Genomic DNA, 26374 nt, shown 5'->3' on the forward strand with positions numbered 1-26374 from the left:
AAGTGAATTTTTGGGAAATTGGTGCCCAGGAGAGGACTTGAACCTCCACGTCCATACGGACACTAGCACCTGAAGCTAGCGCGTCTACCATTCCGCCACCTGGGCAGGTGTCGTGGCGTGGGAATTACTTCGGTGTGTGTGTGGTGTCAACGGGATTCGCGTAAAAAACGCGGAACATCCCAAAAACGCTGTGCCTGCGACGTGATAGTTGCTTGTCCAATTGCAAAGAGAAAGCTATTGAAGCAGATGAAAATAGTATCGGAGGCACCCATGTCCAAACTAGTCACCATTTACGGCGGTTCCGGTTTTGTCGGGCGGTATATTGCACGGCGAATGGCGAAAGCTGGTTGGCGCGTGCGCGTCGCGGTGCGTCGTCCGAACGAAGCGATGTTCGTGCGTCCCTATGGTGCGGTTGGTCAGGTCGAACCGGTTCTGTGCAATATTCGCGACGATGCCTCTGTCGCAGCAGTTATGCATGGCGCAGACGCTGTAGTGAATTGTGTCGGAATTCTATCGGAGACAAAGCGCAACAAATTCGACTCTGTACAACATGAAGGTGCAGAGCGGATCGCGCGTCTTGCCAAAGAGACTGGCGTTGCGAAGCTTGTCCATATCTCGGCGATTGGCGCAGACGAGAATGCAGCAAGCGATTATTCGAAGTCGAAAGCTCTGGGTGAGCAGGGGATTCTTGCGAACTTCCCAGAGGCGGTAATCCTTCGCCCATCGGTGATTTTTGGCAATGAGGATGAATTCTTTAATCGCTTTGCGTCTATGTCGCGGCTCGGGCCCATTCTTCCGATCTTTGGCGGCAACACTCGCTTTCAGCCAGTGTATGTGGATGACGTAGCAGAGGCCGCTGAAAACGCGATCCTTGGCGACGCAACAGGCATCTATGAGCTTGGTGGTCCTGAAGCTCTTACACTGCATGCTGCCATCGAAAAGATGCTCGGCGTGGTGCACCGAAAACGCCTTGTGATGAACCTACCGTTCTTTGCAGGTCGGATCCTCGCGGGTATCCTTGATTTTGTTCAGTTCGTATCGATGGGGCTTATTCACAACGGTGTCTTAACGCGGGATCAGCTCAAGAGCTTGCGCGTTGATAATGTTGTTTCCGACGATGCCAAGACACTAAGTGATCTTGGCGTTACGCCTACGACAATGGAAGCCATCATGCCGACGTATCTATGGCGCTTCCGCCCGAATGGTCAGTTCGAAGAGCTTCGGGACTCTGCGAAAAATCTCAAAGCCTAGGTATAGGCAACGACCAATAAGATAGTGCCGAGGATCACCCTATAGATGACATAGGGTGTGAAACTTACGCTGCGCAAAAGTCGCATCATCAGAGAGAGTGCAGCGAGCGCCATCAAAGCGGATAGGGCAGCGACGATCAACGCATCGCGAAACGCACCGGATGTCTCTGACCCCGCAAGATCAAGAGCGGAAAGTGTACCGGAGGCAATAATGGTTGGAATAGACATGAGCATAGCCAGCTTTGCTCCATCCGTCCTCGTATATCCAAGCAAGCGCGCGCCGGTAATTGTTGCGCCCGAACGCGATGTCCCCGGAATAAGCGCGACCGCTTGCCAAAGCCCCATCACGAGCGCGTCTTTCACATTCCATTCGCCGCTAACTTTGCGCTCCGCGCTTTGTTGGTCGGCCCAATATAGTACGAGCCCAAAAATGAGCATCGTCCAGCCAATCACGGCCATACTTCGCATGCTGTCGCTTAGGCCGGTTATCTTAAGGATGAAGCCCGCGATGATTACGGGAATAGTCGCGATCAAGAGAAGGAACGCCAGTCGCGCACCTGGCTCCGAAATGCGACCAGTTAACATTGCAGGGACGCCGCGCGCAGCAAGCGATACATCCGCCCAGAAATAGATGATCACTGCAAAAAGCGTTCCGACATGGGCGGCAACATCGATCACTTGGCCCTGATCTGGCATATCCATGAGAATCGGCAAGAGAATCAGGTGACCGGAGGAGGAAACAGGAAGAAACTCTGTAATGCCTTGAATTATCGCCACTAGGGCAAGATGTAGCAGGGGCATATGCACTTCCTTGAACGAAAACTTCCCCACAGGTTAACCATTTGTAAATAAATGGAAAGTGGGAAAATAGGTAACTTTGGCTTACCTAAAATGCAGGAGGCGCTACAAAAAATGTCATAAATCATGTCGTTTTTTCGTATATAGGTCAGTAATACTGCCTTTTCTTTTGTTCTGGCCTTGCGTAAAAGGTGCTTCCACTTAGATTTCGGAGGCTCCGCCATGGCAAAACAGCCAATGCTAAAATTTGTGTCGCTTAATCGCGCAATGCCGACCAAACGGGAAGCAGAAGAGCGTAAGCAGGATTTCGACGAGATCTATGCCGAATTTGCCGCAGCAAAAGCCGCAGAGCAAGCTAGCCGTTGTAGCCAATGTGGTGTGCCTTATTGTCAGAGCCACTGCCCGCTGCACAATAACATCCCTGACTGGCTCAAATTGACTGCCGAAGGGCGTCTACAGGAAGCCTACGAAACATCCCAGTTTACGAACACGTTCCCCGAAATCTGTGGTCGTATTTGTCCGCAAGACCGTCTTTGCGAAGGCAACTGTGTGATCGAACAATCCGGCCACGAAACAGTCACCATTGGTGCGGTTGAGAAATATTTGACCGACACTGCTTGGGAGAACGGCTGGGTCAAACCAATTGTGCCGGTTTCTGAGCGTGACGAAAGCGTGGGCATTATCGGCGCTGGTCCTGGCGGACTTGCCGCGGCTGATGTTCTGCGCCGCCAAGGTGTACAGGTAACTGTCTATGATCGCTACGATCGCGCGGGCGGGTTGATGACATATGGCATCCCCGGCTTCAAACTCGAAAAAGATGTGGTTCAGAAACGGATCGAGCAGCTTGAAAAAGGCGGCGTGAAATTCGTTTTGAATTGTAATGTTGGCGAAGACATTACATTCCAAGCCATTCAGGGGCAGCATGACGCGGTTCTGATTGCGACTGGTGTTTACAAGTCCCGCGACCTTCAAGCGCCGGGGTCCGGTGCAGAGGGCGTAGTTCGAGCGATTGATTACCTCACAGCGTCTAACAAAAAGAGCTTTGGCGATGATGTGCCGGAGTTTGACGGCGGTGACCTGAATGCTGAAGGCAAGCGCGTTGTCGTTGTTGGCGGTGGTGATACCGCCATGGACTGTGTCCGGACCGCGATCCGTCAGGGTGCAAAGAGCGTGAAATGCCTTTACCGCCGTGACAAGGCCAACATGCCAGGTTCCCAGCGAGAGGTTCAGAACGCCGAAGAAGAAGGCGTGGAATTTGTATGGCTCTCAGCGCCGAAGGGCTTCACTGGAGATACGGTTGAAAGCGTTCTGGTTCAGAAGATGCGCCTTGGCAAACCAGATGTATCCGGTCGCCAGTCACCAGAGGTCATTGAGGGTGCGGACTACGTAGAAGAAGCCGATCTTGTGGTTGCAGCGCTTGGGTTCATGCCAGAAGACCTGCCGACTCTTTGGGGCGAAGAGGCGCTTGAAGTGACCCGCTGGGGCACAATCAAGGCCAACTTCAAAACGCACGAAACCTCGCTTCCGGGCGTTTACGCTGTTGGCGACATTGTGCGCGGCGCGAGCCTTGTGGTTTGGGCGATCAAAGACGGGCGCGACGCTGCCGAGTCGATCCTCGATCACCTGAATTCCTCCAGCGCACAGGCTGCTGAGTAACCGAATAATTTGCGGACAGAGGCGAAAGCTCCCGCACCAGAATGTGCCCGAACGGGCAAATGTGGAGACTGAACATGACCAAGTTTGACCAAAACTGGAAAGCCGCCGAAGAGGCAAAACGCCAATGGATGGCCGAGAACGGCATGTATTCCGAAACAGACGAGCATTCCTCCTGCGGGGTTGGACTGGTTGTTTCGATTGACGGGAAGCCTTCGCGGGCTGTTGTCGAGAATGGTATCAAGGCGCTTCGTGCGATTTGGCACCGCGGTGCTGTTGATGCTGACGGCAAAACAGGTGATGGCGCGGGTATCCACGTTCAAATCCCGACCGAATTCTTCGAAGACCAAATCCGCCGCACTGGTCACGAGCCGCATGCCGGTGAACGCATTGCGGTTGGGCAGGTCTTCTTGCCACGTACCAATTTCGGCGCGCAGGAAACATGCCGGACTATCGTTGAGAGCGAAGTCCTTCGGATGGGTTACTATATTTATGGCTGGCGCCATGTGCCGGTTGATATCGATTGCCTCGGTGCAAAAGCCAACGCGACCCGCCCAGAGATCGAGCAAATCCTGATCAGCAACTCCAAAGGCGTTGATGAAGAGACGTTCGAGCGCGAGCTTTATGTCATTCGCCGCCGGATCGAAAAAGCCGCTGCCGCTGCGCAAGTACCAGAGCTTTATATCTGTTCGCTGTCCTGCCGTTCGATCATCTACAAAGGTATGATGTTGGCCGAGCAGGTGAGTGTTTTCTATCCTGACCTTGAGGACGAACGTTTCGAAAGCGCATTTGCAATCTATCACCAGCGCTATTCGACAAACACATTCCCGCAGTGGTGGCTCGCACAGCCATTCCGCATGTTGGCTCACAACGGCGAGATCAACACCCTCAAGGGCAACGTCAACTGGATGAAGAGCCACGAAATCCGCATGGCCTCCGGTGCATTTGGCGAGATGGCAGAAGACATCAAGCCAATCATCGCAAGCGGCTCATCTGACTCTGCGGCGCTGGACTCTGTGTTTGAGGTTCTTGTCCGCGCTGGACGAAATGCTCCGATGGCCAAGACGATGCTTATCCCGGAAAGCTGGGCGCAGCAGGCTGTTGAGCTGCCCAAGGCTTGGCGCGACATGTATTCCTATTGCAACTCCGTAATGGAGCCGTGGGACGGCCCCGCCGCGCTTGCCATGACCGATGGTCGTTGGGTTTGCGCGGGTCTTGACCGTAACGGCCTGCGCCCCATGCGCTATGTCGTAACTGGTGACGGCATGCTGATCGCCGGTTCCGAAGCGGGTATGGTGCCAATCGAAGAAGCCAGTGTCGTTGAGAAAGGTGCGCTTGGACCAGGGCAGATCATTGCTGTCGATATGCAGGACGGTAAACTCTTCCACGACACTGAGATCAAGGATCAGCTTGCTGCGAGCCAGCCTTTTGGAGAATGGGTCCAGAAAATCAGCAACCTTGACGATCAGCTTTCTGACAAAACCGAGACGGCTGTATTCTCTGGACAGGAGCTTCGGACCCGTCAAGTTGCCGCTGGCTACACTGTCGAAGAGCTTGAGCAAATTCTCCAGCCAATGGCCGAAGACGCAAAAGAGGCGATTGCCTCTATGGGTGACGATACGCCCAGCGCGGTTCTTTCCGAGCGGTACCGTCCGCTGAGCCACTTCTTCCGCCAGAACTTCTCTCAGGTGACGAACCCACCGATTGACTCGCTTCGCGAATATCGCGTGATGAGCCTCAAGACACGGTTCGGAAACCTGAAGAACGTGCTGGATGAGGACTCCAGCCAGACAGAGATTATCGTTCTGGAAAGCCCATTCATCGGCAACGCCCAATTTGACTCATTGATGGAGCATCTTGGACAGAGCGTTGTTACGCTTGACTGTACCTTCCCTGTAAACGGTGATCCGTCAGAGTTGCGCCGTGGCCTTGATCGTATCCGTGCCGAAGCAGAGGACGCCGTTCGTTCTGGTGGTGCGCATATCGTGCTGTCTGATATCAACCAAGGGCCAGATCGCGCGGCCATGCCGATGATCCTTGCCACAAGTGCTGTGCATTCGCATCTGACGCGCAAAGGTCTTCGGACATTCTGTTCGATCTCCGTGCGGTCTGCTGAATGTATCGATCCGCACTACTTTGCCGTTCTGATCGGCTGTGGTGCAACAATCGTGAACGCGTATTTGGCCGAGGATTCACTCGCTGACCGTATCGAACGCGGTTTGATCGATTGTACGCTGACCGAGGCGGTGGCTCGCTATCGTGGCGCGATTGATGCTGGCCTTCTCAAGATTATGGCCAAGATGGGGATTTCGGTGATTTCCTCCTATCGCGGTGGTCTGAACTTTGAGGCCGTTGGCCTGTCTCGTGCGATGGTTGCGGAGTATTTCCCTGGCCTCACTAGCCGTATTTCCGGCATCGGTGTGCTGGGTATTCAGCGCAAGGTCGAGGCTGTTCACAAGCTCGGTTGGGGCGGGGGCTCTGATGTCCTGCCAATCGGCGGTTTCTATAAATCGCGGAAGTCCGGCGAGTTCCACGCGTGGGAAGCGCAATCCATGCACATGCTTCAGGCTGCTTGTACCAAAGCGTCCTATGAGCTGTGGCAGCAGTTCTCTGCTAAAATGCGCGCGAACCCGCCAATCCATCTTCGCGATCTGCTGGCGATCCAACCACTTGGAAAAGCTATCCCGATCGAGGAAGTCGAGAGCATCACTGCAATCCGCAAGCGTTTCGTAACGCCAGGCATGTCCCTCGGTGCGCTCAGCCCAGAGGCCCACAAAACGCTTAACGTTGCAATGAACCGCATCGGCGCCAAATCTGACTCTGGCGAAGGCGGCGAAGATCCGGCGCATTTTGTTCCGGAGCCAAACGGCGACAACCCGTCTGCCAAGATCAAGCAGGTTGCTTCGGGGCGCTTCGGTGTAACTGCCGAATACCTGAACCAATGCGAAGAGCTTGAAATCAAGGTTGCCCAAGGCGCGAAGCCGGGTGAGGGCGGACAGCTTCCGGGCATGAAAGTGACCGATCTGATTGCGCGTCTGCGTCACTCGACAAAAGGTGTGACACTGATTTCGCCGCCACCACACCACGATATCTATTCCATCGAGGATCTGGCGCAACTTATCTATGACCTCAAGCAGATCAACCCGCGCTGTAAGGTAACAGTTAAGCTCGTTGCGGCTTCAGGTGTTGGTACGATTGCTGCCGGCGTGGCCAAAGCCAAGGCCGACGTGATCCTGATTTCGGGTCACAACGGCGGAACAGGTGCATCGCCAGCCACCTCTATCAAATACGCGGGTCTTCCGTGGGAGATGGGTCTGACAGAGGCACATCAGGTTCTCGCAATGAACAACCTACGTGAGCGTGTAACGCTGCGCACGGATGGTGGCCTTCGTACTGGCCGCGATATTGTGATGGCAGCGATGATGGGTGCTGAAGAATACGGCATCGGAACTGCCGCACTGATTGCGATGGGCTGTATTATGGTTCGTCAGTGTCAGTCGAACACATGTCCGGTTGGTGTATGTACACAAGACGAAGACCTGCGTGCCAAGTTTAATGGTTCTGCTGAAAAGGTTGTGAACCTCATCACTTTCTATGCACAAGAAGTTCGCGAAATTCTCGCCAGCATCGGTGCACGGAGCCTAGACGAAGTGATTGGCCGCGCTGATCTTCTGTCTCAGGTGAGCCGCGGTTCTGCGCATCTTGACGATCTTGATCTCAACCCTCTGCTTATCAAAGTGGATGGCGCGGATAACATCGTTTATGACCGCAACAAACCACGCAACGCTGTGCCGGATACGCTGGATGCGCAAATCGTGAAAGACGCCGCGCGCTTCCTGAACGAAGGCGAGAAAATGCAGCTTCAGTACGCGGTGCAAAACACCGACCGTACAATTGGCACACGCACATCGAGCCACATCGTTCAGAACTTCGGCATGCGCAACTCGCTACAGGCCGACCACCTGACTGTGAAACTCAATGGTTCGGCTGGTCAGTCTCTTGGTGCTTTTGCCGCGCCTGGTCTCAAGATCGAGGTGTCCGGCGATGCGAACGACTACGTAGGCAAGGGTCTTTCCGGAGGTACAATCGTCGTACGTCCGCCAATGAACTCGCCTCTTGTAGCTGCTGACAACACTATCATCGGCAACACTGTCCTGTACGGTGCAACGGATGGCTATCTCTTTGCGGCTGGTCGTGCTGGTGAGCGCTTCGCGGTGCGGAACTCCGGCGCCAAGGTTGTGATCGAGGGCTGCGGCGCTTCGGGTTGTGAATATATGACTGGCGGTGTTGCTGTTATCCTTGGTGACATCAGCGCAAACTTCGGCGCAGGCATGACCGGTGGTATGGCTTATGTTTATGACCCATCGGGCAGCGCATGCGATCTGATGAACATGGAAACATTGGTGACATGCCCTGTAACCGTTGATCATTGGGAGGCCCAACTTAAGGGTCTTATCGAGCGCCATGTCGAGGAAACCGGAAGCATCAAAGCTGCGGAAATCCTGCGTCATTGGGATATCGAGAAATCGCATTTCGTGCAGATTTGTCCGAAAGAGATGCTCAAACATATCCCGCATCCGCTCAGCAACGAAACAGACGCTGCTCGGGCCTAACCCGGCCAATCGCACGAGTAGATTATTGCGGCCCGACCTTTACGGATCGGGCCGCAATTGCGTTTGGCTGACTTGACCGCTCCTCGAATGCATGGTTCCTAGAAGCGTGGCAAAACGAGCAAAAAAGAAACCGGCCAAAGCGCCAGCAAAGAAACAGAGCAAACGGGCAAAGCCAAAGGCAAAACCCGAAAGCGATGGCGGCTGGCGTATATTCGCGCCGTTCCGCCGCGCGCGGAAATGGATTGTCCGTGGCGCTTTGGGCGTCTTGGCTTTGATTTTAGCGGTTGTTTTCCTCTTTGGTTTCGTTGCGCCGCCGACAACACCTTATATCGTTTCGGAAGCGCGCCGATTGGGCGGTATTGATCGTTCGTGGATTGCGTTTGAGGATGTCGCCTCTGTAATGCCCCGAAGCGTGGTTGCGGCAGAGGATGCGAATTTCTGTTCTCACTGGGGCTTTGACATGGAAGCCATCCGTGAGGCCCTTGAAGCCGGTGGGCAGCGTGGCGCCTCGACTATATCGCAGCAAGTCGTGAAAAACGTCTTCCTCTGGCAAGGCCGCTCATGGCCTCGAAAAGCAATGGAGGCGAGTTTGACCCCTCTTGTTGAGGCTTTGTGGAGCAAGCAGCGTATCCTTGAGGTTTACTTGAACGTTGCCGAATTTGACGAAGGTGTTTTTGGGGTCGAGGCGGCCGCCCACCATTATTTCAAAACCCATCCGTCAAAGCTTACAGCCCGTCAGGCGAGCCTTCTCGCGGCGGTCTTGCCAAACCCCAAGGGCCGCTCCGCTTCAAATCCGTCTTCGTGGTTGTCGCGACGGGCCAACAGCATTGCCGACGGGGCGGCTACAATTCGCGCGGATGGTCGCGCAGAGTGTTTCGAAGGTTGAACTACCTGTCGTTTCACGGCAATTAGAGAGAAACCCAGCAAGAGTGTTCATTCTATGATCCGACTTTTTCACGTTCCCCTTTCTCCGTTTTGTCGCAAAGTTCGACTCAGTCTCGCTGAGAAAAAGCTGGAGGTTGAGCTTGTTGAAGAGCGCTATTGGGAAAAGGATAGCGAGTTCTTGCGCCGCAATCCTGCGGCCAAGGTGCCCGTTCTGAAGATGGATGGGCTGATGATGGCCGAAAGCAGCGCGATCTGTGAGTACATCGAAGAAAAGCATCCTTCGCCAGCATTGTTGCCCAAGGGCGCGGCGGAGCGTTTTGAAGTGCGGCGCATGGTGAGCTGGTTTGACGATAAGTTCCACCATGAGGTTACCTCCAAACTGCTGTATGAGCGCGTAAATAAAAAGGTGATGTCGCAGGGGTATCCCGACTCTGCAAATGTGAAGGCGGGCGCGCGCAACATCAAATATCACATTGATTATATGGGTTGGCTTCTGGACCAGCGCCGCTGGCTCGCCGGTGATGTTATGACGCTTGCGGATTTCGCAGCGGCCGCGCATTTCTCCGCGCTTGATTACATTTCGGATGTGGATTGGAACCGCAACGAGAATGTCAAAATGTGGTACGCCAAAATCAAATCCCGTCCTGCCTTCCGTTCGCTTTTGGCGGATCAGATTCCAGGCTACCCACCCGCACAGCACTATGCGGACCTTGATTTTTGAGTGATGACTTACGAGAAAAACTTGAGGCCTACGCGCTAGAGGCCGGATTTGCCAAAATGGGCATCTGTCGGCCGGATGCTGTACCTGAAATTGCTTCCCGACTTGCCGAATACGTTGACAAGGGCCGCCATGGCCAGATGGGGTGGATGGCGGAGCGTATGCACTGGAGAGGCGCGCCGGATGCGCTTTGGCCTGAAGCAAAATCTGTCATTATGTTGGCCGAGCCTTATACCCAAGAGTTCGATCCTCGAGATGTACTCGAGATGCCTGATCGCGGCGCGATTAGCGTTTATGCCCAAAACCGCGATTACCATGACATTGTCAAGAAGCGCCTCAAGCGTGTCGGGCGGTGGCTGATCGAGCAAGCGCCCGAAGCGCAGATCAAGGTTTTCGTTGACACCGCCCCGGTCATGGAAAAGCCGCTTGCTGCAGCGGCGGGGCTTGGCTGGCAGGGGAAGCACACCAATCTAATATCGCGGGATCTTGGCAGTTGGTTTTTCCTTGGTGCGATTTTCACAACGGTCGAGTTTGCGCCTGATGATCGCGTACGCGAGACCTGCGGGAGTTGCCGCGCGTGCCTTGATGTCTGTCCGACCGACGCTTTTCCTGCGCCTTACCAACTCGATGCGCGGCGGTGCATTTCCTATCTCACAATCGAGCATCATGGCCCGATAGACGAAGAGCTGCGCGGCCTGATGGGTAACCATATCTACGGGTGCGATGATTGCCTTGCGGCTTGTCCGTGGAACAAGTTCGCGGTTGAGGCCAGCGAGATGCGCTATGCGGCCAAAGATGATTTGATCGCGCCGAAGCTTGCCGAGCTTGCAACTCTGGACGACACAGAGTTCCGCCAGAAATTTGCTGGCTCGCCCGTTAAGCGGATCGGGCGCAACCGGTTCATCCGCAACGTACTTTACGCCATTGGTAACTCGGGTGACACGACGCTGCGCGCAAGTGCTGCGGCGCATCTCGAGGATCCGGATGAGACCGTCTCCGATGCCGCGCGCTGGGCTGTTGCCCAACTCACATAACCCAATGCCCTTAGGGGCTGGAGCAAACATGAACCATTACGCAGGAATACTGTCGAAGCTTTTGTCCGTAACAATTTTTATGGGCATGGCGACCTGCGTCAAAGCGGTTTCTGGCGATATCCCAGCCGGAGAGATCGTATTCTTCCGCTCTTTCTTTGCGCTTCCGGTAATCATCGTTTGGCTTGCGATGTCGCACAATCTTCCGAATGGATTGCGTGCCGCTAATCCGCTTGGCCATGTGTGGCGTGGCTTCATGGGGATTATCGCAATGGGGTTCGGCTTCTCTGCGATCGGCCTGCTACCGTTGCCGGAATTTACCGCGATTGGCTATGCCGCACCGCTTCTGGTGGTTATTTTTGCGGCGATGTTCCTCAATGAAAAGGTCGGTGTGTTCAGGTTGTCAGCCGTGACTGTTGGCCTAATTGGGGTGATCGTTGTGATCTATCCGCGCTTGTCGATTGGAGGTGGTGGGCTTGGCGACAGAGAGGCGCTGGGCGCGCTTCTTGCTCTTATGGGCGCGTGTTTCGCCGCCCTTGCACAGGTGTTCATACGTAAGATGACCAAGACAGAAACGACAAGCGCAATTGTGTTTTGGTTCTCCGTAACTGGTTCGGTTATGGCTTTGTTTACCATTCCTTTCGGCTGGGTTATGCCTGACGGGCGAGAGTTGTTGCTCTTGGTGCTATCGGGCATCCTCGGAGGACTGGGGCAAATTTTCCTGACGACAAGCTATCGGCTTTCCGACGCATCTCTCGTCGCACCGTTTGCTTATGCGTCGATGATTCTGTCAATTGCTGTTGGGTATTTCGTATTTGACGAAGTACCCACGGTTATCATGCTCATCGGTGCTTCAATCATCATTTCCGCGGGAATTGCGATTATTCTGCGAGAACGGCACCTTGGCCTCAAACGCGCGCAGCAGCGCAAAAGCGACAGCAGCTTCTAAGGCCAGATTTGGGCGAAACCGCCGTTTTGTGCTAGGATGGGGGACAGCCAGATTTGGAGGGTCCCATGAAAAGACATTTGCTTGATCACCCGCGTACCCGCGAAGACAGCAATCTAATTCAAAAGTTCAACAGAGTCCGGCGCAACCTCGGGAGTTTCGGCCCGCATGAGTCGATCCGTTCGCTACATCGCCGGAGTCACGCGGCAGAGCCTGGCAATGCGCGCATGGTGCAATACGCCAGAATCCACCGCGCGCAATCCTAGCTGCGTACGAGCTTTTCGTAGCTTTCCGAAATATCGCGTGCGAGCGCGCCAACCTCGAAATTATAGTCGCCGATCTGGCCAACTGGTGTCACTTCGGCGGCTGTACCTGTGAGCCAGCACTGTTCGAAACCTTCAAGCTCTTCGGGCATGATATGGCGTTCGTTTACGGTGATACCCTTTTCCTTGAGCATTCCGATAACAGTTTGGCGGGTGATCCCGTTTAGGAAGCAGTCCGCTTTTGGTGTGTGAACTTCGCCGTTCTTCACGAAGAAGATGTTCGCGCCCGTCGCTTCAGCTACATAACCGCGATAGTCAAACATCATCGCATCCGAGCAGCCTTTTGCTTCGGCGGCGTGCTTTGACATGGTGCAAATCATATAGAGACCCGCAGCCTTGGCTTCGCAAGGGATCGTTTCGGGGCTTGGGCGTTTCCACTTGGAAATGTCGAGCTTGGCACCCTTGAACTTCGCGTCGCCGTAATAGTTGCCCCATTCCCATGCAGCTACAGCGAAACGGACCGGGTTTTTGGCCGAAGCGACACCCATATCCTCGCCAGCGCCTCGCCACGCAACAGCGCGCACATAGGCATCAGTCAGACCATTGGCTTCCATGGTTGCGTATTTGGCAGCTTCGATTTCTTCAACGGAGTATGGAACTTCAAAATCAATCAGCTTGGCCGAGCGCTGAAGCCGCTCACTGTGTTCGACGCTTTTGAAAATCTTGCCGTTGTAGGCGCGCTCACCCTCAAAAACAGAAGACGCATAGTGAAGCGCATGAGTCAGAATATGCACGTTTGCATCGCGCCATTCGACGAGCTTGCCGTCCATCCAGATTTTCCCGTCGCGGTCGTCGTATCCACCGGCCATCTGTAAACTCCTCTTGTTGCGCGATTTTTTGGTCGCGCTTTTCGATTGTTGCGCAATAAATGTCCGTTTCGGTCATTTTGTTGCTGAAAAACTGACCTTTGCTACTATTTGAATCTTGGAAAGTCAACAAGGCTGACATAAAATCAAATCCAAGAATTTGATAAGGAGAATTGCAATGGTCGAAGGCGCGAGCGTGCCTGGTGGTGAAAGCCTCCTGTTTCTTACGGATGAACAGCTGCGCAAAGCAATCGAGGCAATGTTCTTTGCGTATCGTGGTTTTACCTCCGATCCAGACCGCATTCTCGAAAACTATGCTTACGGGCGCGCACATCACAGGGCGATTCACTTCATTCATCGCAGCCCGGGAACCACTGTTAACAACTTGCTTCATATCCTTGGCGTCACGAAACAGTCTCTAAACCGCGTTCTTCGTACCCTTATTGCGGATGGGTTGGTCGAAAGCCGTGTTGGCGAGCGTGACAAACGCGAACGCCATCTATTTTTGACGGATGAGGGCGAAAAACTGGAAGCCGAGCTTTCAGAGGCCCAGCGTACACGGATGCGCGCGGCGTTTCGCGCAGCTGGACCGGACTCGGTTGCCGGTTTCAAACAGGTTCTTGAAGCAATGATGGACCCCGAGCAAAGACGGCAGTACAAAAGTCTTATGGAGAAAAGTACATGAGCGACGCCGCCGAAGCCCACCTGTTGATTGTCGATGATGATGAACGGATTCGGGGGCTGTTACAGAAATTCCTAATCCGCAATGGATTCTGGGTGACTTCCGCACGCGACGCCGAACACGCCCGCCGCATTTTGTCTGGTCTTGAGTTCGACATGATCGTTCTGGATGTCATGATGCCTGGCGAGGATGGTGTGGCGCTGACGAAAAGCCTGCGGGAAACCCTCGCAACGCCAATCCTATTGCTTACTGCCAAAGGCGACACCGAAGATCGCATCAAAGGGCTCGAGGCAGGTGCGGACGATTACCTCGCCAAGCCGTTTGAGCCAAAAGAGTTGCTGCTTCGGATAAACGCCATTCTGCGCCGGATGCCGGATGCCACAAACCGCGCAGACGGGCCGAAATTTGTGAACCTAGGGCCATTGCGATATGACGTTGAGCGCTCGGAGCTTTTGAATGGCGAAACTGTGATCCGTCTTACGTCTACGGAGAGCGCGCTTATGCGGATTTTCGCGGCAAACCTTGGCGAGGCCTTAAGTCGAAGCCGCCTTGTCGAAGACCTTGGCCGCGACAAAGGGCAAGCACAGGAGCGCGCAGTTGACGTTCAAATCACACGTCTTCGCCGCAAAATTGAAGAAGACCCGAAACAACCGCGCTTCCTGCAAACGGTTCGTGGCGAGGGTTACCTTCTTTCTTCTGATTAACAGAAGGCAACAGACGATATGACGACAGCTCTGCTGACTCACTCCGATTGCTTACTGCACCAAACACCAGCTGGCCACGCCGAACAAATCGCGCGGTTAGAGCATGTTCTTGCGGCATTGGATCATCCAAAATTCGACCCTATTCTGCGCAAAAAGGCCCCATTGGTGGCAGATGATGACCTTCTGCGGGTACATCCCAAAGCCCATATTGATGACATCAAAGATAGTGCGCCCGAGAGCGGGATTGTGCAGCTTGATGCCGATACATTCATGTCTGAGGGCTCGCTTTCTGCCGCGTTAAGAGCGGCGGGCGCAAATACGCGTGCTGTTGATCTTGTTTTGTCGGGTGAGGCGCAGAATGCGTTTGCTGCTGTTCGCCCTCCTGGTCACCACGCAGAGAGACAGACTCCAATGGGGTTTTGCCTCTTCGGCTCTGTGGCGGTTGGTGCGAAATATGCTCTTGAGGTCCACGGCCTGAAACGCGTCGCGATCATTGATTTTGACGTTCACCATGGCAACGGAACGCAGGATCTGCTCGAAGGTGATCCACGCGTTTTCTTCGCGTCGAGTCACCAGATGCCGCTTTATCCTGGAACGGGGCATGCACACGAAACAGGTGCGGCAAATAATGTGTTGAATGTTCCACTTGCCGAAGGAAGCAACGGTCGGGATCTGCGGCGCGTTTACGAAGAGCAAATTCTTCCAAATGTGGCTCTATTCCGCCCTGAATTGATCTTCATATCCGCCGGATTTGATGCCCATAGCGCCGATCCATTGGCTGGTTTGAATTGGTCCACCGAGGATTTCCGCTGGCTCACTCACCGGATATGCGATTTGGCGGATGAAACTTGCTCTGGGCGGGTGGTTTCATCCCTCGAAGGGGGCTATGATTTGAACGCGCTGGCTGAATGTGTCGCCGCGCATGTTGAAATATTGATGGAGCGTGGCGCATGAGCGATACACCCGTAACCGAATTGAGCTTTGAGCAGGCGATTGCCGAGTTGGAGAACGTGGTTAGTCAGCTAGATAACGGGCAGGTTGCTCTGGATGAATCGATCAAGCTCTATGAGCGTGGGGCCAAGCTGAAAGAGCATTGCGACGCCAAGCTCAAAGAAGCCGAAGAAAAGGTTGCGGCCATTAAGCTCGGTGAAAACGGTACGCCAAGCGGAACAACCCCTGTCGAAGGGCTCTAGCCGATGTTCAAAAATGCGCTGGCACAGGCGGCGGAAGAGGTTTCGACCTGCCTGACAAACGCGCTATCTACCTATCCCGATGGGCCGATCACCGATGCGATGAGATATTCCGTGTCGGGTGGAAAGCGATTGCGGGCGTTTCTGGTTATTGAGGGCGCGCGGCTCTATGGCGTTTACCCGCGCCAGTCTGTTTGGGCAGCCGCAGCGGTTGAAGCAATGCACGCCTATTCCTTGGTGCATGATGATCTGCCCTGCATGGATGATGACGATCTGCGTCGTGGCCTGCCTACGGTTCATATCAAATGGGATGAGGCCACTGCCGTTCTGACTGGGGATGCGTTACAGGCACTTGCATTTGATCTGTTGGCACGCCCCGAAGCTGCTCCTAAAGCTGAAACGCGCGTCGAGCTGATTCAGACTATGACCAAGGCCGCTGGCGCACGCGGAATGGTGCGCGGTCAGGCGCTAGATATCGCGGCGGAATCGGCTCTAACGCCGCTGAACTTGGAAGAAATCACTGAGCTTCAGGCCGCAAAGACAGGCGCTTTGATTGAATGGTCGGCGATGGCAGGGGCCATTCTGGCGGGGCAGGATGTTGGCCCATTGCGCCACTATGCTGACGCGCTTGGTTTGGCGTTTCAAATTGCAGATGACATCATGGATGTCGAGGGTGATGCGGCAAAGGCGGGCAAGCGCCTCGGCAAAGATGAGGACGCGGGTAAAGCCACATTTGTTTCGCTTCTGGGTCTTGATGGAGCTAAGGCGCGGGCGCGTGAATTGGTCGCTGAGGCAGAGGCCGCGCTTGCACCTTTCGGTGATAAGGCGCAAAACTTGCGTCAGGCCGCGCAATTCGTTATCTCGCGCGACAGTTAGCCCGCAGCCAAGGATCTCCGCATGAGCCAACAGCCAGTGACACCGATCTTGGACCGTGTCTCCGTTCCTGCGGATATGAAATCCCTGTCCGACGCGGAACTATGCCAACTCGCCGACGAAGTGCGTGCTGAAACGATTTCAGCCGTTTCCGAAACGGGCGGGCACCTTGGCGCTGGGCTCGGCGTTGTGGAACTGACGACCGCTATTCATGCCGTGTTTGACACGCCGAAAGACAGGCTAATCTGGGACGTAGGGCATCAATGTTATCCGCACAAAATTCTTACGGGTCGACGCGATCGCATCCGTACATTGCGTCAAAAAGGCGGATTATCTGGTTTTACCAAGCGTAGTGAAAGCCCCTTTGATCCGTTTGGCGCTGCGCATTCCAGCACTTCGATCTCTGCTGCTCTCGGTTTTGCCGTAGCGCGGGATCTGGGCGGCGCGCCGGAGTATGGAATCGGCGATACCGTTGCGGTGATCGGCGATGGTTCCATGAGTGCGGGCATGGCATTTGAGGCGATGAACAATGCGGGCCACATCGGCAAGCGGATGTTCGTCATCCTGAACGACAACGAGATGTCGATCGCGCCCCCAGTCGGCGCGATGAGCAGCTACCTGTCCTCGCTTTATGCCGGTGCACCGTTTCAAGAATTCAAAGCTGCCGCCAAAGGTGCGGTGAGCTTGCTGCCTCATCCGTTCCAGGAAGGGGCACGGCGCGCCAAAGAGATGGTCAAGCATATGACCGTTGGCGGCACCCTGTTTGAGGAGCTTGGCTTTTCTTATGTTGGGCCGATTGATGGCCACGATATGGATACACTCCTGTCGGTTCTGCGCACGGTTCGCACACGCGCGACGGGGCCGATGCTGATCCATGTGGTAACGACCAAAGGCAAGGGTTATGCCCCCGCTGAAGGTGCGCGCGACAAAGGCCATGCGACCGCAAAATTCGATGTCGTAACCGGCAAGCAGAAGAAAGCGCCAAGCAACGCGCCAAGCTACACAAAAGTGTTCGCTAATGCGCTGATTCAAGAAGCTGCTGAGGACGATAAAATCGCCGCCGTCACAGCTGCGATGCCGGATGGAACGGGGCTGAACCTTTTTGCCGAGCGCTTCCCGAGCCGCTGTTTCGATGTTGGCATTGCTGAACAGCATGGCGTGACGTTCTGCGCCGCGCTTGCTGCGGGCGGTATTAAGCCATTCTGTGCGATGTACTCGACATTTCTTCAGCGTGGTTATGATCAGGTGGTGCATGACGTCGCAATTCAGCGCCTGCCGGTGCGGTTTGCAATTGATCGCGCGGGCCTTGTTGGCGCTGATGGCGCGACGCACGCAGGAAGCTTTGACATTGCCTATCTTGCCAACTTGCCCGATTTCGTGGTGATGGCCGCGGCGGATGAGGCGGAACTTGTGCATATGGTCGCAACCGCTGCGCGTATTGATGATCGGCCAAGTGCATTCCGTTTCCCACGGGGCGAAGGCGTGGGTGTTGAGCTTCCTGAGCGGGGTATCCCACTGGAGATCGGCAAAGGGCGGATCATCAAAGAGGGAGCACGCGTTGCGATCCTGTCGTTTGGCACCCGTTTGAGCGAGGTCGAGAAAGCCGCCGAGTCACTCTCTGCACGCGGTATCAATCCAACAATCGCAGACGCTCGTTTCGCGAAGCCACTGGACGAAGAATTAATTCTTGAGCTTGCCGCAAATCATGAAGCGCTCATTACCATCGAAGAGGGCGCAGTTGGCGGTTTTGGAAGCCATGTTGCACAGCTTTTGAGTGATGAAGGCGTGTTTGATAATGGGCTGAAGTTCCGCTCAATGGTTTTGCCCGATACGTTCATCGACCACGCCAGCCCGAACGAGATGTACGAAGATGCAAAGCTTGATGCGCATCACATCGAAGCCAAGGTTCTAGATGTGCTCGGCGTCGCACAGATGAGCCGCAAAGCCTAGTCTATTCCGCCTCAAGAAGCGCTTTTAGGCCAGCTTTGTAGGTTGGATATGTGAGCCGAACACCCAGGTCTTTCTTGATTTTATCGTTCCGCACACGCTTGGATTCCGCATAGAAACTGCGGGCCATTGGTGTCATCTCTGCTGTTTCGTAATTTTCAGCGGGCGGAATGGGTAGGCCAAGCAAATTGGCCGCATAGGCAATCACGTCTTCGGGCGGGGCTGGATCATCATCACAGAGGTTATAGATTGCTCCTGCGCTTGGTGCATTGACGCTGGCGCTCAGTGTTTGAGCGATATCCGCGACATGGATGCGAGAAAAGACCTGCCCTTCTTTGAGAATGCGCCGCGCGGTGCCGGCACGTACTTTGGAGAAGGGGCCACGCCCCGGGCCATAGATGCCGGCAAGTCGGAATATATGAAGCGGAAGGTCGCATTGCTTTGCCAACGCTTGCCATTGCGCTTCAGCCTTTACGCGCATCTCGCCGCGTTTTGTCGAGGGGGTTAACGGCGTATCCTCATCGACCCAACCGCCGTTATGATCGCCGTAAACGCCAGTTGTTGAAAGGTAGCCAACCCATTTGAGTTGTGGCGCGATCTGGGCGATTTGCGGGGCGAGGTGCTGAAGCACAATATCGCCGTCCTCATTCGGTGCGATAGACACCAAAACATGAGAAACAGTCTCTAACAAAGGGGAAATGTCACTTTCCGGCCAAGCGATCGTGTCTTCGCCACCGGCGCGAGAGGTGCCAGTAACTTCCCATTCATCGGGATTTAGTTTCGCGGCAAAGGCACGCGCAGAATAGCCGTGGCCAAAAGAAAGCAGATGATTTTTCATGCAATCTTGATCTGAAATGCGCAGCCAAAGTGCAAGGGAAATATCGTGGCGTGAGGAGCAAGTTTTGCCGCGATGTCATTGTTTCTTCACTTGCACATCGGGAAAATCTCCTCAAAGTTGGTGCATGGAAAATCAATCTCTAAAATCATGGCCCGAAAGTGCTGCGCGGCTTGTTGCAGTTGCTGCAGGGCGGAGCGCCGCAGATGTCGTCATCAAGAATGGCACTTGGGTAAACGTTCATACACGCGAAATTTTAAAGAGTTCGGATCTGGCGATTGCCGATGGTCGGTTTGCATATTGCGGGCCGGATGCGAGCCATTGCATTGGTGATACTACAGAGGTGATCGACGCCGATGGGGCCTATATGATCCCCGGCCTTTGTGATGCCCATATGCATATCGAAAGTGGAATGCTGACCCCCGCAGAGTTTTCTCGGGCCGTCATTCCGCATGGCACCACGAGCATGTTCACTGACCCCCACGAGATCGCCAATGTCCTTGGCCTCGAAGGGGTGCGTTTGATGCATGATGAGGCTCTATTACAGCCTATTAACGTATTTACACAGATGCCAAGCTGTGCGCCTTCCGCTCCTGGGTTAGAGACAACTGGTTTTGAAATCTCGCCCGAAGACGTGGCTGAGGCCATGAGCTGGCCCGGTATCATTGGGCTTGGAGAAATGATGAATTTCCCGGGTGTAATTCATGGCGATGCCAAGATGCTTGCCGAGATCGCCGCTTCCCAGAATGCGGGCAAAACCGTGGGTGGCCACTACGCCAGCCCTGACCTTGGTCCTGCATTTCATGCTTATGCTGCCGGTGGCCCTGCGGACGACCACGAGGGAACCTGCGAGGCCGATGCAATTGCTCGCGTGCGTCAAGGGATGCGGCACATGATGCGGCTAGGCTCTGCTTGGTATGATGTTGAAAGCCAAATCACAGCCGTTACCGAGAAAGGATTGGACCCGCGCAGTTTTATCCTGTGCACCGATGACAGCCATTCGGGCACTTTGGTTAATGATGGCCATATGAACCGCGTTGTGCGCCATGCAATTGCCTGCGGATGTGACCCTGTTGTTGCCCTTCAGATGGCAACGATCAATACGGCGACGCATTTCGGCCTAGAGCGTGAATTAGGCTCTATTGCTCCGGGTCGTCGGGCAGATGTGATCTTAACCTCTGATCTAAAGACGTTGCCGATTGAACGGGTAATTGCGCGTGGCGATACGGTTGCGAAAGATGGAGAGATACTGGTCGACTGCCCACATCTTGATTGGCCGGACAAGGCCCGCAAAACAGTCAACTTGGGGCGGGATAGGGTCGAATCCGACTTTGAAATCTCTGCGCCAAGCGGCGCGAATAAAGTAACGGCAAAGGTTATCGGTGTTGTTGAAAACCAAGCGCCAACCAAGGCGCTTACCCGCGATCTTGGTGTGATCGATGGTATCGTGGAACCGGACGAAGCGCAGGACGTTTGCCAGATCGCACTCGTTGAGCGGCACAGGGGCACCGGCGGCGTTACCAATGGTTTCGTGTCCGGCTTTTCCTACAAAGGCAAGATGGCGATAGCTTCGACCGTCGCTCATGATAGCCATCATATGATCGTCGTCGGAACCGACCGCGCCAATATGGCGGCGGCGGCGAACCGGCTTGGCGAAGTCGGGGGCGGCATTACCGTGTTTCAGGATGGGCAAGAGCTTGCGTTGGTTGAATTGCCGATTGCAGGGCTTATGTCGGATGAACCGGCCGCAACGGTCGCGGCGAAGGCCGAGCATATGGTCAAGGCCATGGAAGCCTGTGGTTGTTCGCTCAACAATGCCTACATGCAACACTCTCTACTTGCGCTGGTTGTTATCCCTGAACTGCGGATAAGCGACCTTGGCTTGGTAGATGTTACGAAATTTGAAATTACAGACCTATTTGAGGATCATTAATGAGAGCAGCAGATATCGACTTGCCCGTTCACACACCGCCAAAAACACGGCACGAGAGCTTTGACAATGCAGAGGAGGCCGTAGAGCGCCTGATCGCATTGTATCAGGAGGCAACGCATTATCTGAGTGAGAAGTTCAGCGCAAAAGCAGGCGGGCCGCTGCCCGACGCGCGCTATCGGGCCTATTATCCAGAGATCCGGATTACTACCACGAGCTTTGCCAAATCTGATAGCCGCCTGTCGTTTGGCCATGTGGCCGAGCCGGGAACCTATGCAACAACAATTACGCGCCCCGACCTGTTCAAAGCATATCTTACGCAACAGATCGGGTTGTTGATCCGAAATCATGGCGTGCCCGTATCTATTGGCGTTTCCGATACACCAATGCCGGTTCATTTTGCGGTAGCGAACGATCCGGATGTGACGGTGCCACAAGATGGCGCGATGGCCTATCCTCTGCGCGACATTTTTGACGTACCCAATTTGGCGACAACCAATGATGACATCGTCAATGGGTATGCCAGCCCCGCACCCGACGGAACTGGGCCGCTCGCGCCATTTACCGCGCAGCGTGTGGATTATTCGCTTGCACGTTTGGCGCATTATACGGCGACTGACGCGGAGCACTTTCAGAACCACATCCTGTTTACCAACTATCAGTTCTATGTGGATGAGTTCGAAGCCTATGCCCGCGAGATGCTCGCTGATCCTGACAGCGGCTATACCGAATTTGTCAGCACCGGAAACACCATCATCACTGCGCCGGACGCACCACTCGACGCGCCGGTGAAATTGCCCCAGATGCCGACCTATCACCTCAAGCGCGAGAATAGCTCTGGTATCACGCTCGTGAATATTGGGGTCGGCCCAAGCAACGCCAAAACAGCGACCGACCACATTGCCGTTTTGCGTCCGCATGCATGGTTGATGGTTGGTCATTGTGCGGGGCTGCGAAACTCTCAAAGCCTTGGGGATTTTGTGCTGGCGCATGGGTATCTGCGTGAGGATCACGTTCTGGATGATGACCTGCCGCCGTGGGTGCCGATTCCAGCGCTGGCCGAAATCCAGATTGCCTTGGAAGGTGCCGTGGCGAGCGAAACACTGTTGAAAGGGTATGACCTTAAACGGATCATGCGGACCGGGACAGTTGCGACAATCGATAACCGAAACTGGGAGCTGCGCGATCACTCCGGCCCCGTGCAGCGCCTTAGCCAAAGCCGTGCAATCGCGCTTGATATGGAAAGCGCGACAATTGCCGCCAACGGCTTTCGCTTCCGTGTGCCCTATGGAACCTTGCTGTGCGTCTCGGATAAACCGTTGCACGGCGAGCTGAAACTTCCCGGAATGGCGAGCGACTTCTATAAAACACAGGTCGCTCGGCACTTAAAAATAGGGATTCGGGCAATGGAGAGCTTGCGCGAGATGCCGCTTGAACGTATCCATTCACGTAAGCTCCGAAGCTTCGATGAGACCGCTTTCCTATGACTTCGGGTCATTTTTCCAAAAAAATCAGCGAAAAAGTGGATATTTGCACCACTAAACGTTGTGTCGCGTAACAATATTCAGTTAAATGCCGTCAATGAGGCCCAATATTCAGGGCAGAACGAGGAGACCTAAAAATGGCAAAACCAATGACAAAGACCCAGCTTGTAGCAGCGCTGGCAGAAGAAATGGGTACAGACAAGAAATCCGCTTCCGGTGCTCTTGATGCTGTTATCGCGATCATCACGCGCGAAGTTTCCGCAGGTGGCGCAGTTACGCTTCCTGGCGTTGGCAAAATCTACTGCCGCGAGCGTCCTGAGCGTATGGTTCGCAACCCTGCCACTGGCGAGCAGATCAAGAAAGATGCCGACAAGGTTGTTAAGATGACAATCGCGAAGGCTCTGAAAGACAGCGTAAACGGCTAAGGCCAATAACGCTTCGGCCATTAGGCCATCAAGAATTTCGAGGGTCGCTTCTGGCGGCCCTTTTCTTTGGCAATATCGCGCGAGGGCACCATGGATATTCGGTCGTTGTTGATGGGGCTCGCTTTTGCCTTTGCGTGGAGTTCGGCGTTTACCTCTGCGCGAATAATCGTGAGCGAGGCACCGCCACTTGCAGCGCTGTCTTTGCGGTTCCTTCTGTCTGGAGTCATTGCGGTTTCGATTGCGCTTGCATTGGGGCAAACATGGCGGCTGACCCGCGCTCAGTGGAAGGCAACGATTGTGTTCGGGATTTGCCAAAACGCGCTCTATCTCGGGCTGTTCTTTTCGGCGATGACTCGGATTGAGGCATCCCTTGCGTCGATCATAGCGTCGACCATGCCTCTGTTGGTTGCTTTTGCCAGTTGGTCGATCCTTGGTGAGCGGCTTTCGCGGATGGCAGTCGTTGGGCTAGCGGTTGGTTTTTCCGGAACTGTTCTGATCATGGGATCGCGGTTTTCAGGCGGAATAGACCCTATTGGATTTGTTTACTGCATCATCGGTGTCGCGGGATTGGCGACGGCCACACTTGTGATGCGGAATGCGTCGACGGGCGGCAACGTTATGATGATTGTCGGCCTACAGATGTTTGTCGGGTCCGCAGTGTTGGCTGTTGTGTCACTTTTGATTGGCGAGAACCTTGATGTTTCACCAAGCGAAAGTGTGATGTGGGCCTTTGCCTATACGGTGATTGTCCCCGGGGTTATGGCCACATTCATCTGGTTCAAACTGGTGGACCGTATCGGCGCAACGCGCGCAGCCACGTTTCATTTCCTCAATCCGTTTCTCGGCGTTGCAGTGGCGTGGTTCTTTCTGGGCGAGACACTGGGACCGCTTGATATAATCGGGGTGATTGTGATTTCGGTTGGTATTCTTACGGTCCAATTGGCGCGCCAACCCGAATTCAAAACTTGATCACAAAGCCGTATGCGCTCCTGACAGGTTTTTCAAAAGCTGCTAGCGCAAATACATGGAGTTTGTATTTGCCTATCTTGCCGGAACGCTCACGCTCATTAACCCCTGCGTGCTACCCGTCTTGCCGATCGTGCTTGCCTCGGCGCTTCAGGCCAGCCCTAAGGGGCCGTTGGCGCTTGCTGCGGGGCTTGGGGCCAGTTTTGTGGTTGTCGGTGTTCTTGTGTCGAGCGTGGGGCTTGCGTTTGGCATTCTCGCCGAAGATGTCGCCCGTATTGGCGCGCTCATTATGGTTGGTTTTGGCGTCGTGCTGCTTAGCCCCGCGCTTAGCAGTAAGTTCACTCTCGCCACCGCCGGGTTTTCGGACCGCGCGGATCACGGGATGGACGTGATTGACCGTTCAACCTTGCGCGGCCAGTTCCTTGGCGGCGCTCTCCTTGGTGCGGTCTGGAGCCCCTGCGTCGGTCCGACGCTTGGCGGCGCAATTGCGTTGGCCGCTCAAGGACAGAATCTCGCAAAAGCGACCCTAATCATGGTGTTTTTCGCGTTTGGCGTGGCCACAATCGTTCTGCTTCTGGCATATGGCGCGCGCGCGACTTTGCTGAAACGGCGTGAATTTATGCGCAAACTTGCCAGCAAATCCCGCACCATCATGGGCGTGATGTTTATTCTCGTGGGCCTTGCGCTCTTGCTTGAGCTTCACATCGTTGCCGAGCGTTGGGCGGTTCAGAATCTGCCTGCTTGGTTCACCGACTTATCAGTCTCTATTTAGGAGGAATTCATGAAACGAAGAGATTTTATCGCAGGTGCAATCCTTGCAGTCTCGTTGCCGTTTGCGGCGATTTCAGGTGAAACAGTCGAGTACAAGCCGGGCTTGGTCGACGAAGCCTTGGCCGAGGGGAAAACTGTATTTGTCGATTTCGGCACAGATTGGTGCACAACCTGCGCCGCACAAAAACGCGCAGTTGAAGCGCTTCGGGATGAGAACCCAGCTTATGACGACGCGATCACATTCGTCTATGTAAACTGGGATCAATATTCCAAAGACGCATTGTCAAAACGTCTCAAAATCCCGCGCCGCTCGGTACTGGTTGCCCTGCGGGGAAATACAGAAATCGGTCGGGTGACGCTCGGAACCAGTAAGAAAGAGATTAAGGCTCTGCTTGATGCAGCTCTTGCTTCTAGTTGAATTCTAGCCGATTTGCCCTTGGTTAGAGCCAATTTGACCGCGGTGCAGCAGGATGTGATCCAAAAGGGTGCAGGCCATCATCGCCTCGCCCACAGGCACCGCGCGGATACCAACACAGGGGTCATGGCGGCCTTTGGTGATGATCTCGGTATCATCACCTGTTTTGGTCACGGTCTTGCGCGTGGTCAGGATCGAGGATGTCGGCTTTACCGCAAAACGCACCACGAGGTCTTGGCCCGTGGAAATGCCGCCTAATATTCCGCCTGCGTGGTTTGAGGTGAATTCCGGCCCGTTTTCGCCCATACGAATTTCATCGGCGTTTTCTTCGCCAGTTAGTGCCGCCGCGTTCATACCTTCGCCGATTTCCACGCCTTTCACGGCATTGATGCTCATCATCGCTGCTGCCAAATCAGTGTCTAATTTGGCGTAAACCGGCGCGCCGAGGCCTGCGGGCGCGTTTCTGGCCACAACTTCGACAATCGCACCAACCGAGCTGCCTGCCTTACGCAACCCGTCCAGATAGTCCGCCCAGCTTGCAGCGGTGTCTGCATCAGGGGTCCAGAATGGGTTTTGGTCGATCTGGGACCAATCAAATTTACTGCGGTCAATGGCGTGAGGCCCCATCTGGACCATGTAGCCTTTGATCTCGAGGTTTGGCACCAACGCCTTCAATGCCGCGCGTGCAATGCCGCCCGCCGCAACCCGCGCTGCGGTTTCCCGCGCAGAACTGCGCCCGCCGCCACGGTGATCGCGAATGCCGTACTTCTGGAAATAGGTAATGTCGGCATGGCCGGGGCGGAATTTTTCGACAATGTCGCCATAGTCTTTGCTTCGTTGATCCGTGTTTTCGATCATGAGCTGAATCGGCGTTCCGGTTGTTTTGCCCTCGAAAGTACCTGACAAAATACGCACCGCATCCGGTTCTCGCCGCTGGGTGGTGTATTTGTTCTGGCCAGGTTTGCGAAGGTCGAGCCATTGCTGCAACATTTCTTCGGAGACTTCGATATTCGGGGGGCAACCATCAACCGTTGCGCCAAGCGCGGGCCCGTGGCTTTCGCCCCAAGTTGTCACGCGAAAGAGGTGTCCAAAGCTGTTCATCGACATATGCGGCTCCTTTTCAAGGTTC

24 protein-coding genes and 1 tRNA gene are annotated in these 26374 nt (G+C 54.7%); 20 read left to right on the plus strand and 5 right to left on the minus strand.

Annotation, left to right across the window (positions count from 1 at the left end; all coding sequences use genetic code 11):
- Positions 1 to 19 precede the first annotated feature (19 nt).
- A tRNA-Leu gene (locus N9C89_RS01010) sits at positions 20 to 105 on the minus strand.
- A 165-nt stretch (positions 106 to 270) separates the two neighbouring features.
- Here N9C89_RS01010 and N9C89_RS01015 point away from each other — a divergent pair.
- Complete coding sequence (locus N9C89_RS01015) at positions 271 to 1251, plus strand: complex I NDUFA9 subunit family protein (RefSeq protein ID WP_263951951.1); 981 nt, start codon at positions 271 to 273, stop codon at positions 1249 to 1251.
- On the opposite strand, the gene N9C89_RS01020 is transcribed toward N9C89_RS01015, so the two are convergent.
- Positions 1248 to 2051: an undecaprenyl-diphosphate phosphatase gene (locus N9C89_RS01020; protein ID WP_263951952.1), complete on the minus strand. Its 804-nt coding sequence runs from the start codon at positions 2049 to 2051 to the stop codon at positions 1248 to 1250. The genes N9C89_RS01015 and N9C89_RS01020 overlap by 4 nt on opposite strands.
- A 219-nt stretch (positions 2052 to 2270) precedes the next feature.
- Here N9C89_RS01020 and N9C89_RS01025 point away from each other — a divergent pair, with 219 nt between their 5' ends.
- The 7 genes from N9C89_RS01025 to N9C89_RS01055 all read left to right on the plus strand — a co-directional run bounded on the left by N9C89_RS01025 (position 2271) and on the right by N9C89_RS01055 (position 12160).
- Positions 2271 to 3704, plus strand: coding sequence for an NAD(P)-dependent oxidoreductase (locus N9C89_RS01025; RefSeq protein WP_263951953.1), 1434 nt, complete (start codon positions 2271 to 2273; stop codon positions 3702 to 3704).
- Positions 3705 to 3778: 74 nt separating this feature from the next.
- Complete coding sequence (gene gltB, locus N9C89_RS01030) at positions 3779 to 8314, plus strand: glutamate synthase large subunit (RefSeq protein WP_263951954.1); 4536 nt, start codon at positions 3779 to 3781, stop codon at positions 8312 to 8314.
- Between the two features lie 91 nt (positions 8315 to 8405).
- Positions 8406 to 9200, plus strand: coding sequence for a monofunctional biosynthetic peptidoglycan transglycosylase (gene mtgA, locus N9C89_RS01035; protein WP_394358465.1), 795 nt, complete (start codon positions 8406 to 8408; stop codon positions 9198 to 9200).
- A gap of 54 nt (positions 9201 to 9254) precedes the next feature.
- The gene (locus tag N9C89_RS01040; protein WP_263951956.1) at positions 9255 to 9920 is read left to right on the plus strand and encodes a glutathione S-transferase family protein; all 666 of its coding nucleotides are present in this window, start codon (positions 9255 to 9257) and stop codon (positions 9918 to 9920) included.
- On the plus strand, positions 9917 to 10951 hold the full coding sequence (queG, locus tag N9C89_RS01045) for a tRNA epoxyqueuosine(34) reductase QueG (protein WP_263951957.1): 1035 nt from the start codon (positions 9917 to 9919) through the stop codon (positions 10949 to 10951). The genes N9C89_RS01040 and queG overlap by 4 nt, the downstream gene beginning before the upstream one ends.
- Before the next feature lie 28 nt (positions 10952 to 10979).
- Positions 10980 to 11897, plus strand: coding sequence for a DMT family transporter (locus N9C89_RS01050; RefSeq protein WP_263951958.1), 918 nt, complete (start codon positions 10980 to 10982; stop codon positions 11895 to 11897).
- 65 nt (positions 11898 to 11962) lie between these two features.
- Positions 11963 to 12160 (plus strand): hypothetical protein, encoded by a 198-nt coding sequence (locus tag N9C89_RS01055; RefSeq protein ID WP_263951959.1) that lies wholly within the window; start codon positions 11963 to 11965, stop codon positions 12158 to 12160.
- Here N9C89_RS01055 and N9C89_RS01060 read toward each other — a convergent pair.
- Positions 12157 to 13026 carry a branched-chain amino acid aminotransferase gene (locus N9C89_RS01060; RefSeq protein ID WP_263951960.1) on the minus strand — a complete coding sequence of 290 codons (870 nt, stop codon included), beginning with the start codon at positions 13024 to 13026 and terminating at the stop codon, positions 12157 to 12159. The genes N9C89_RS01055 and N9C89_RS01060 overlap by 4 nt on opposite strands.
- Positions 13027 to 13201: 175 nt before the next feature.
- On the opposite strand from N9C89_RS01060, the gene N9C89_RS01065 reads away from it, so the two are divergent.
- Genes N9C89_RS01065 through dxs form a run of 6 tightly spaced genes read left to right on the plus strand, consistent with a single transcriptional unit; the run spans position 13202 to position 18422 of the window.
- Complete coding sequence (locus N9C89_RS01065; protein WP_263951961.1) at positions 13202 to 13708, plus strand: MarR family winged helix-turn-helix transcriptional regulator; 507 nt, start codon at positions 13202 to 13204, stop codon at positions 13706 to 13708.
- Positions 13705 to 14409 carry a response regulator gene (locus N9C89_RS01070; RefSeq protein ID WP_263951962.1) on the plus strand — a complete coding sequence of 235 codons (705 nt, stop codon included), beginning with the start codon at positions 13705 to 13707 and terminating at the stop codon, positions 14407 to 14409. The genes N9C89_RS01065 and N9C89_RS01070 overlap by 4 nt, the downstream gene beginning before the upstream one ends.
- An 18-nt stretch (positions 14410 to 14427) precedes the next feature.
- Entirely contained in the window at positions 14428 to 15363 is a 936-nt protein-coding gene (locus tag N9C89_RS01075; RefSeq protein WP_263951963.1) for a histone deacetylase family protein, read from the plus strand.
- The gene (locus tag N9C89_RS01080; RefSeq protein WP_263951964.1) at positions 15360 to 15602 is read left to right on the plus strand and encodes an exodeoxyribonuclease VII small subunit; all 243 of its coding nucleotides are present in this window, start codon (positions 15360 to 15362) and stop codon (positions 15600 to 15602) included. The genes N9C89_RS01075 and N9C89_RS01080 overlap by 4 nt, the downstream gene beginning before the upstream one ends.
- Positions 15603 to 15605: 3 nt before the next feature.
- Positions 15606 to 16475, plus strand: a complete 870-nt coding sequence (locus N9C89_RS01085; protein ID WP_263951965.1) for a polyprenyl synthetase family protein — start codon at positions 15606 to 15608, stop codon at positions 16473 to 16475.
- Positions 16476 to 16496: 21 nt separating this feature from the next.
- Complete coding sequence (dxs, locus tag N9C89_RS01090) at positions 16497 to 18422, plus strand: 1-deoxy-D-xylulose-5-phosphate synthase (protein WP_263951966.1); 1926 nt, start codon at positions 16497 to 16499, stop codon at positions 18420 to 18422.
- Position 18423: 1 nt separating this feature from the next.
- Here dxs and N9C89_RS01095 read toward each other — a convergent pair whose 3' ends face one another.
- Entirely contained in the window at positions 18424 to 19257 is an 834-nt protein-coding gene (locus tag N9C89_RS01095) for an SDR family oxidoreductase (protein WP_263951967.1), read from the minus strand.
- 124 nt (positions 19258 to 19381) lie between these two features.
- Between N9C89_RS01095 and ade the strand changes: the two genes are divergently transcribed.
- The 6 genes from ade (at position 19382) to N9C89_RS01125 (ending at position 25248) form a co-directional block, all read left to right on the plus strand.
- Positions 19382 to 21187 (plus strand): adenine deaminase, encoded by a 1806-nt coding sequence (gene ade / locus N9C89_RS01100; RefSeq protein WP_263951968.1) that lies wholly within the window; start codon positions 19382 to 19384, stop codon positions 21185 to 21187.
- Positions 21187 to 22671, plus strand: a complete 1485-nt coding sequence (locus N9C89_RS01105; RefSeq protein ID WP_263951969.1) for an AMP nucleosidase — start codon at positions 21187 to 21189, stop codon at positions 22669 to 22671. The genes ade and N9C89_RS01105 overlap by 1 nt, the downstream gene beginning before the upstream one ends.
- 134 nt (positions 22672 to 22805) lie before the next feature.
- A complete protein-coding gene (locus tag N9C89_RS01110) occupies positions 22806 to 23093 on the plus strand; it encodes an HU family DNA-binding protein (protein ID WP_263951970.1) in 288 nt (95 codons plus the stop codon).
- Between the two features lie 90 nt (positions 23094 to 23183).
- Positions 23184 to 24062, plus strand: a complete 879-nt coding sequence (locus N9C89_RS01115; protein WP_263951971.1) for a DMT family transporter — start codon at positions 23184 to 23186, stop codon at positions 24060 to 24062.
- A 55-nt stretch (positions 24063 to 24117) separates the two neighbouring features.
- On the plus strand, positions 24118 to 24831 hold the full coding sequence (locus N9C89_RS01120) for a cytochrome c biogenesis CcdA family protein (protein ID WP_263951972.1): 714 nt from the start codon (positions 24118 to 24120) through the stop codon (positions 24829 to 24831).
- 9 nt (positions 24832 to 24840) lie between these two features.
- Positions 24841 to 25248: a thioredoxin family protein gene (locus N9C89_RS01125; RefSeq protein WP_263951973.1), complete on the plus strand. Its 408-nt coding sequence runs from the start codon at positions 24841 to 24843 to the stop codon at positions 25246 to 25248.
- A 3-nt stretch (positions 25249 to 25251) separates the two neighbouring features.
- Here N9C89_RS01125 and aroC read toward each other — a convergent pair whose 3' ends face one another.
- On the minus strand, positions 25252 to 26352 hold the full coding sequence (aroC, locus tag N9C89_RS01130) for a chorismate synthase (RefSeq protein WP_263951974.1): 1101 nt from the start codon (positions 26350 to 26352) through the stop codon (positions 25252 to 25254).
- Between the last annotated feature and the right edge of the window lie 22 nt (positions 26353 to 26374).

Origin of the sequence: Halocynthiibacter sp. SDUM655004 (assembly GCF_026015885.1) — a bacterium.
Lineage (GTDB): Bacteria > Pseudomonadota > Alphaproteobacteria > Rhodobacterales > Rhodobacteraceae > Falsihalocynthiibacter > Falsihalocynthiibacter halioticoli.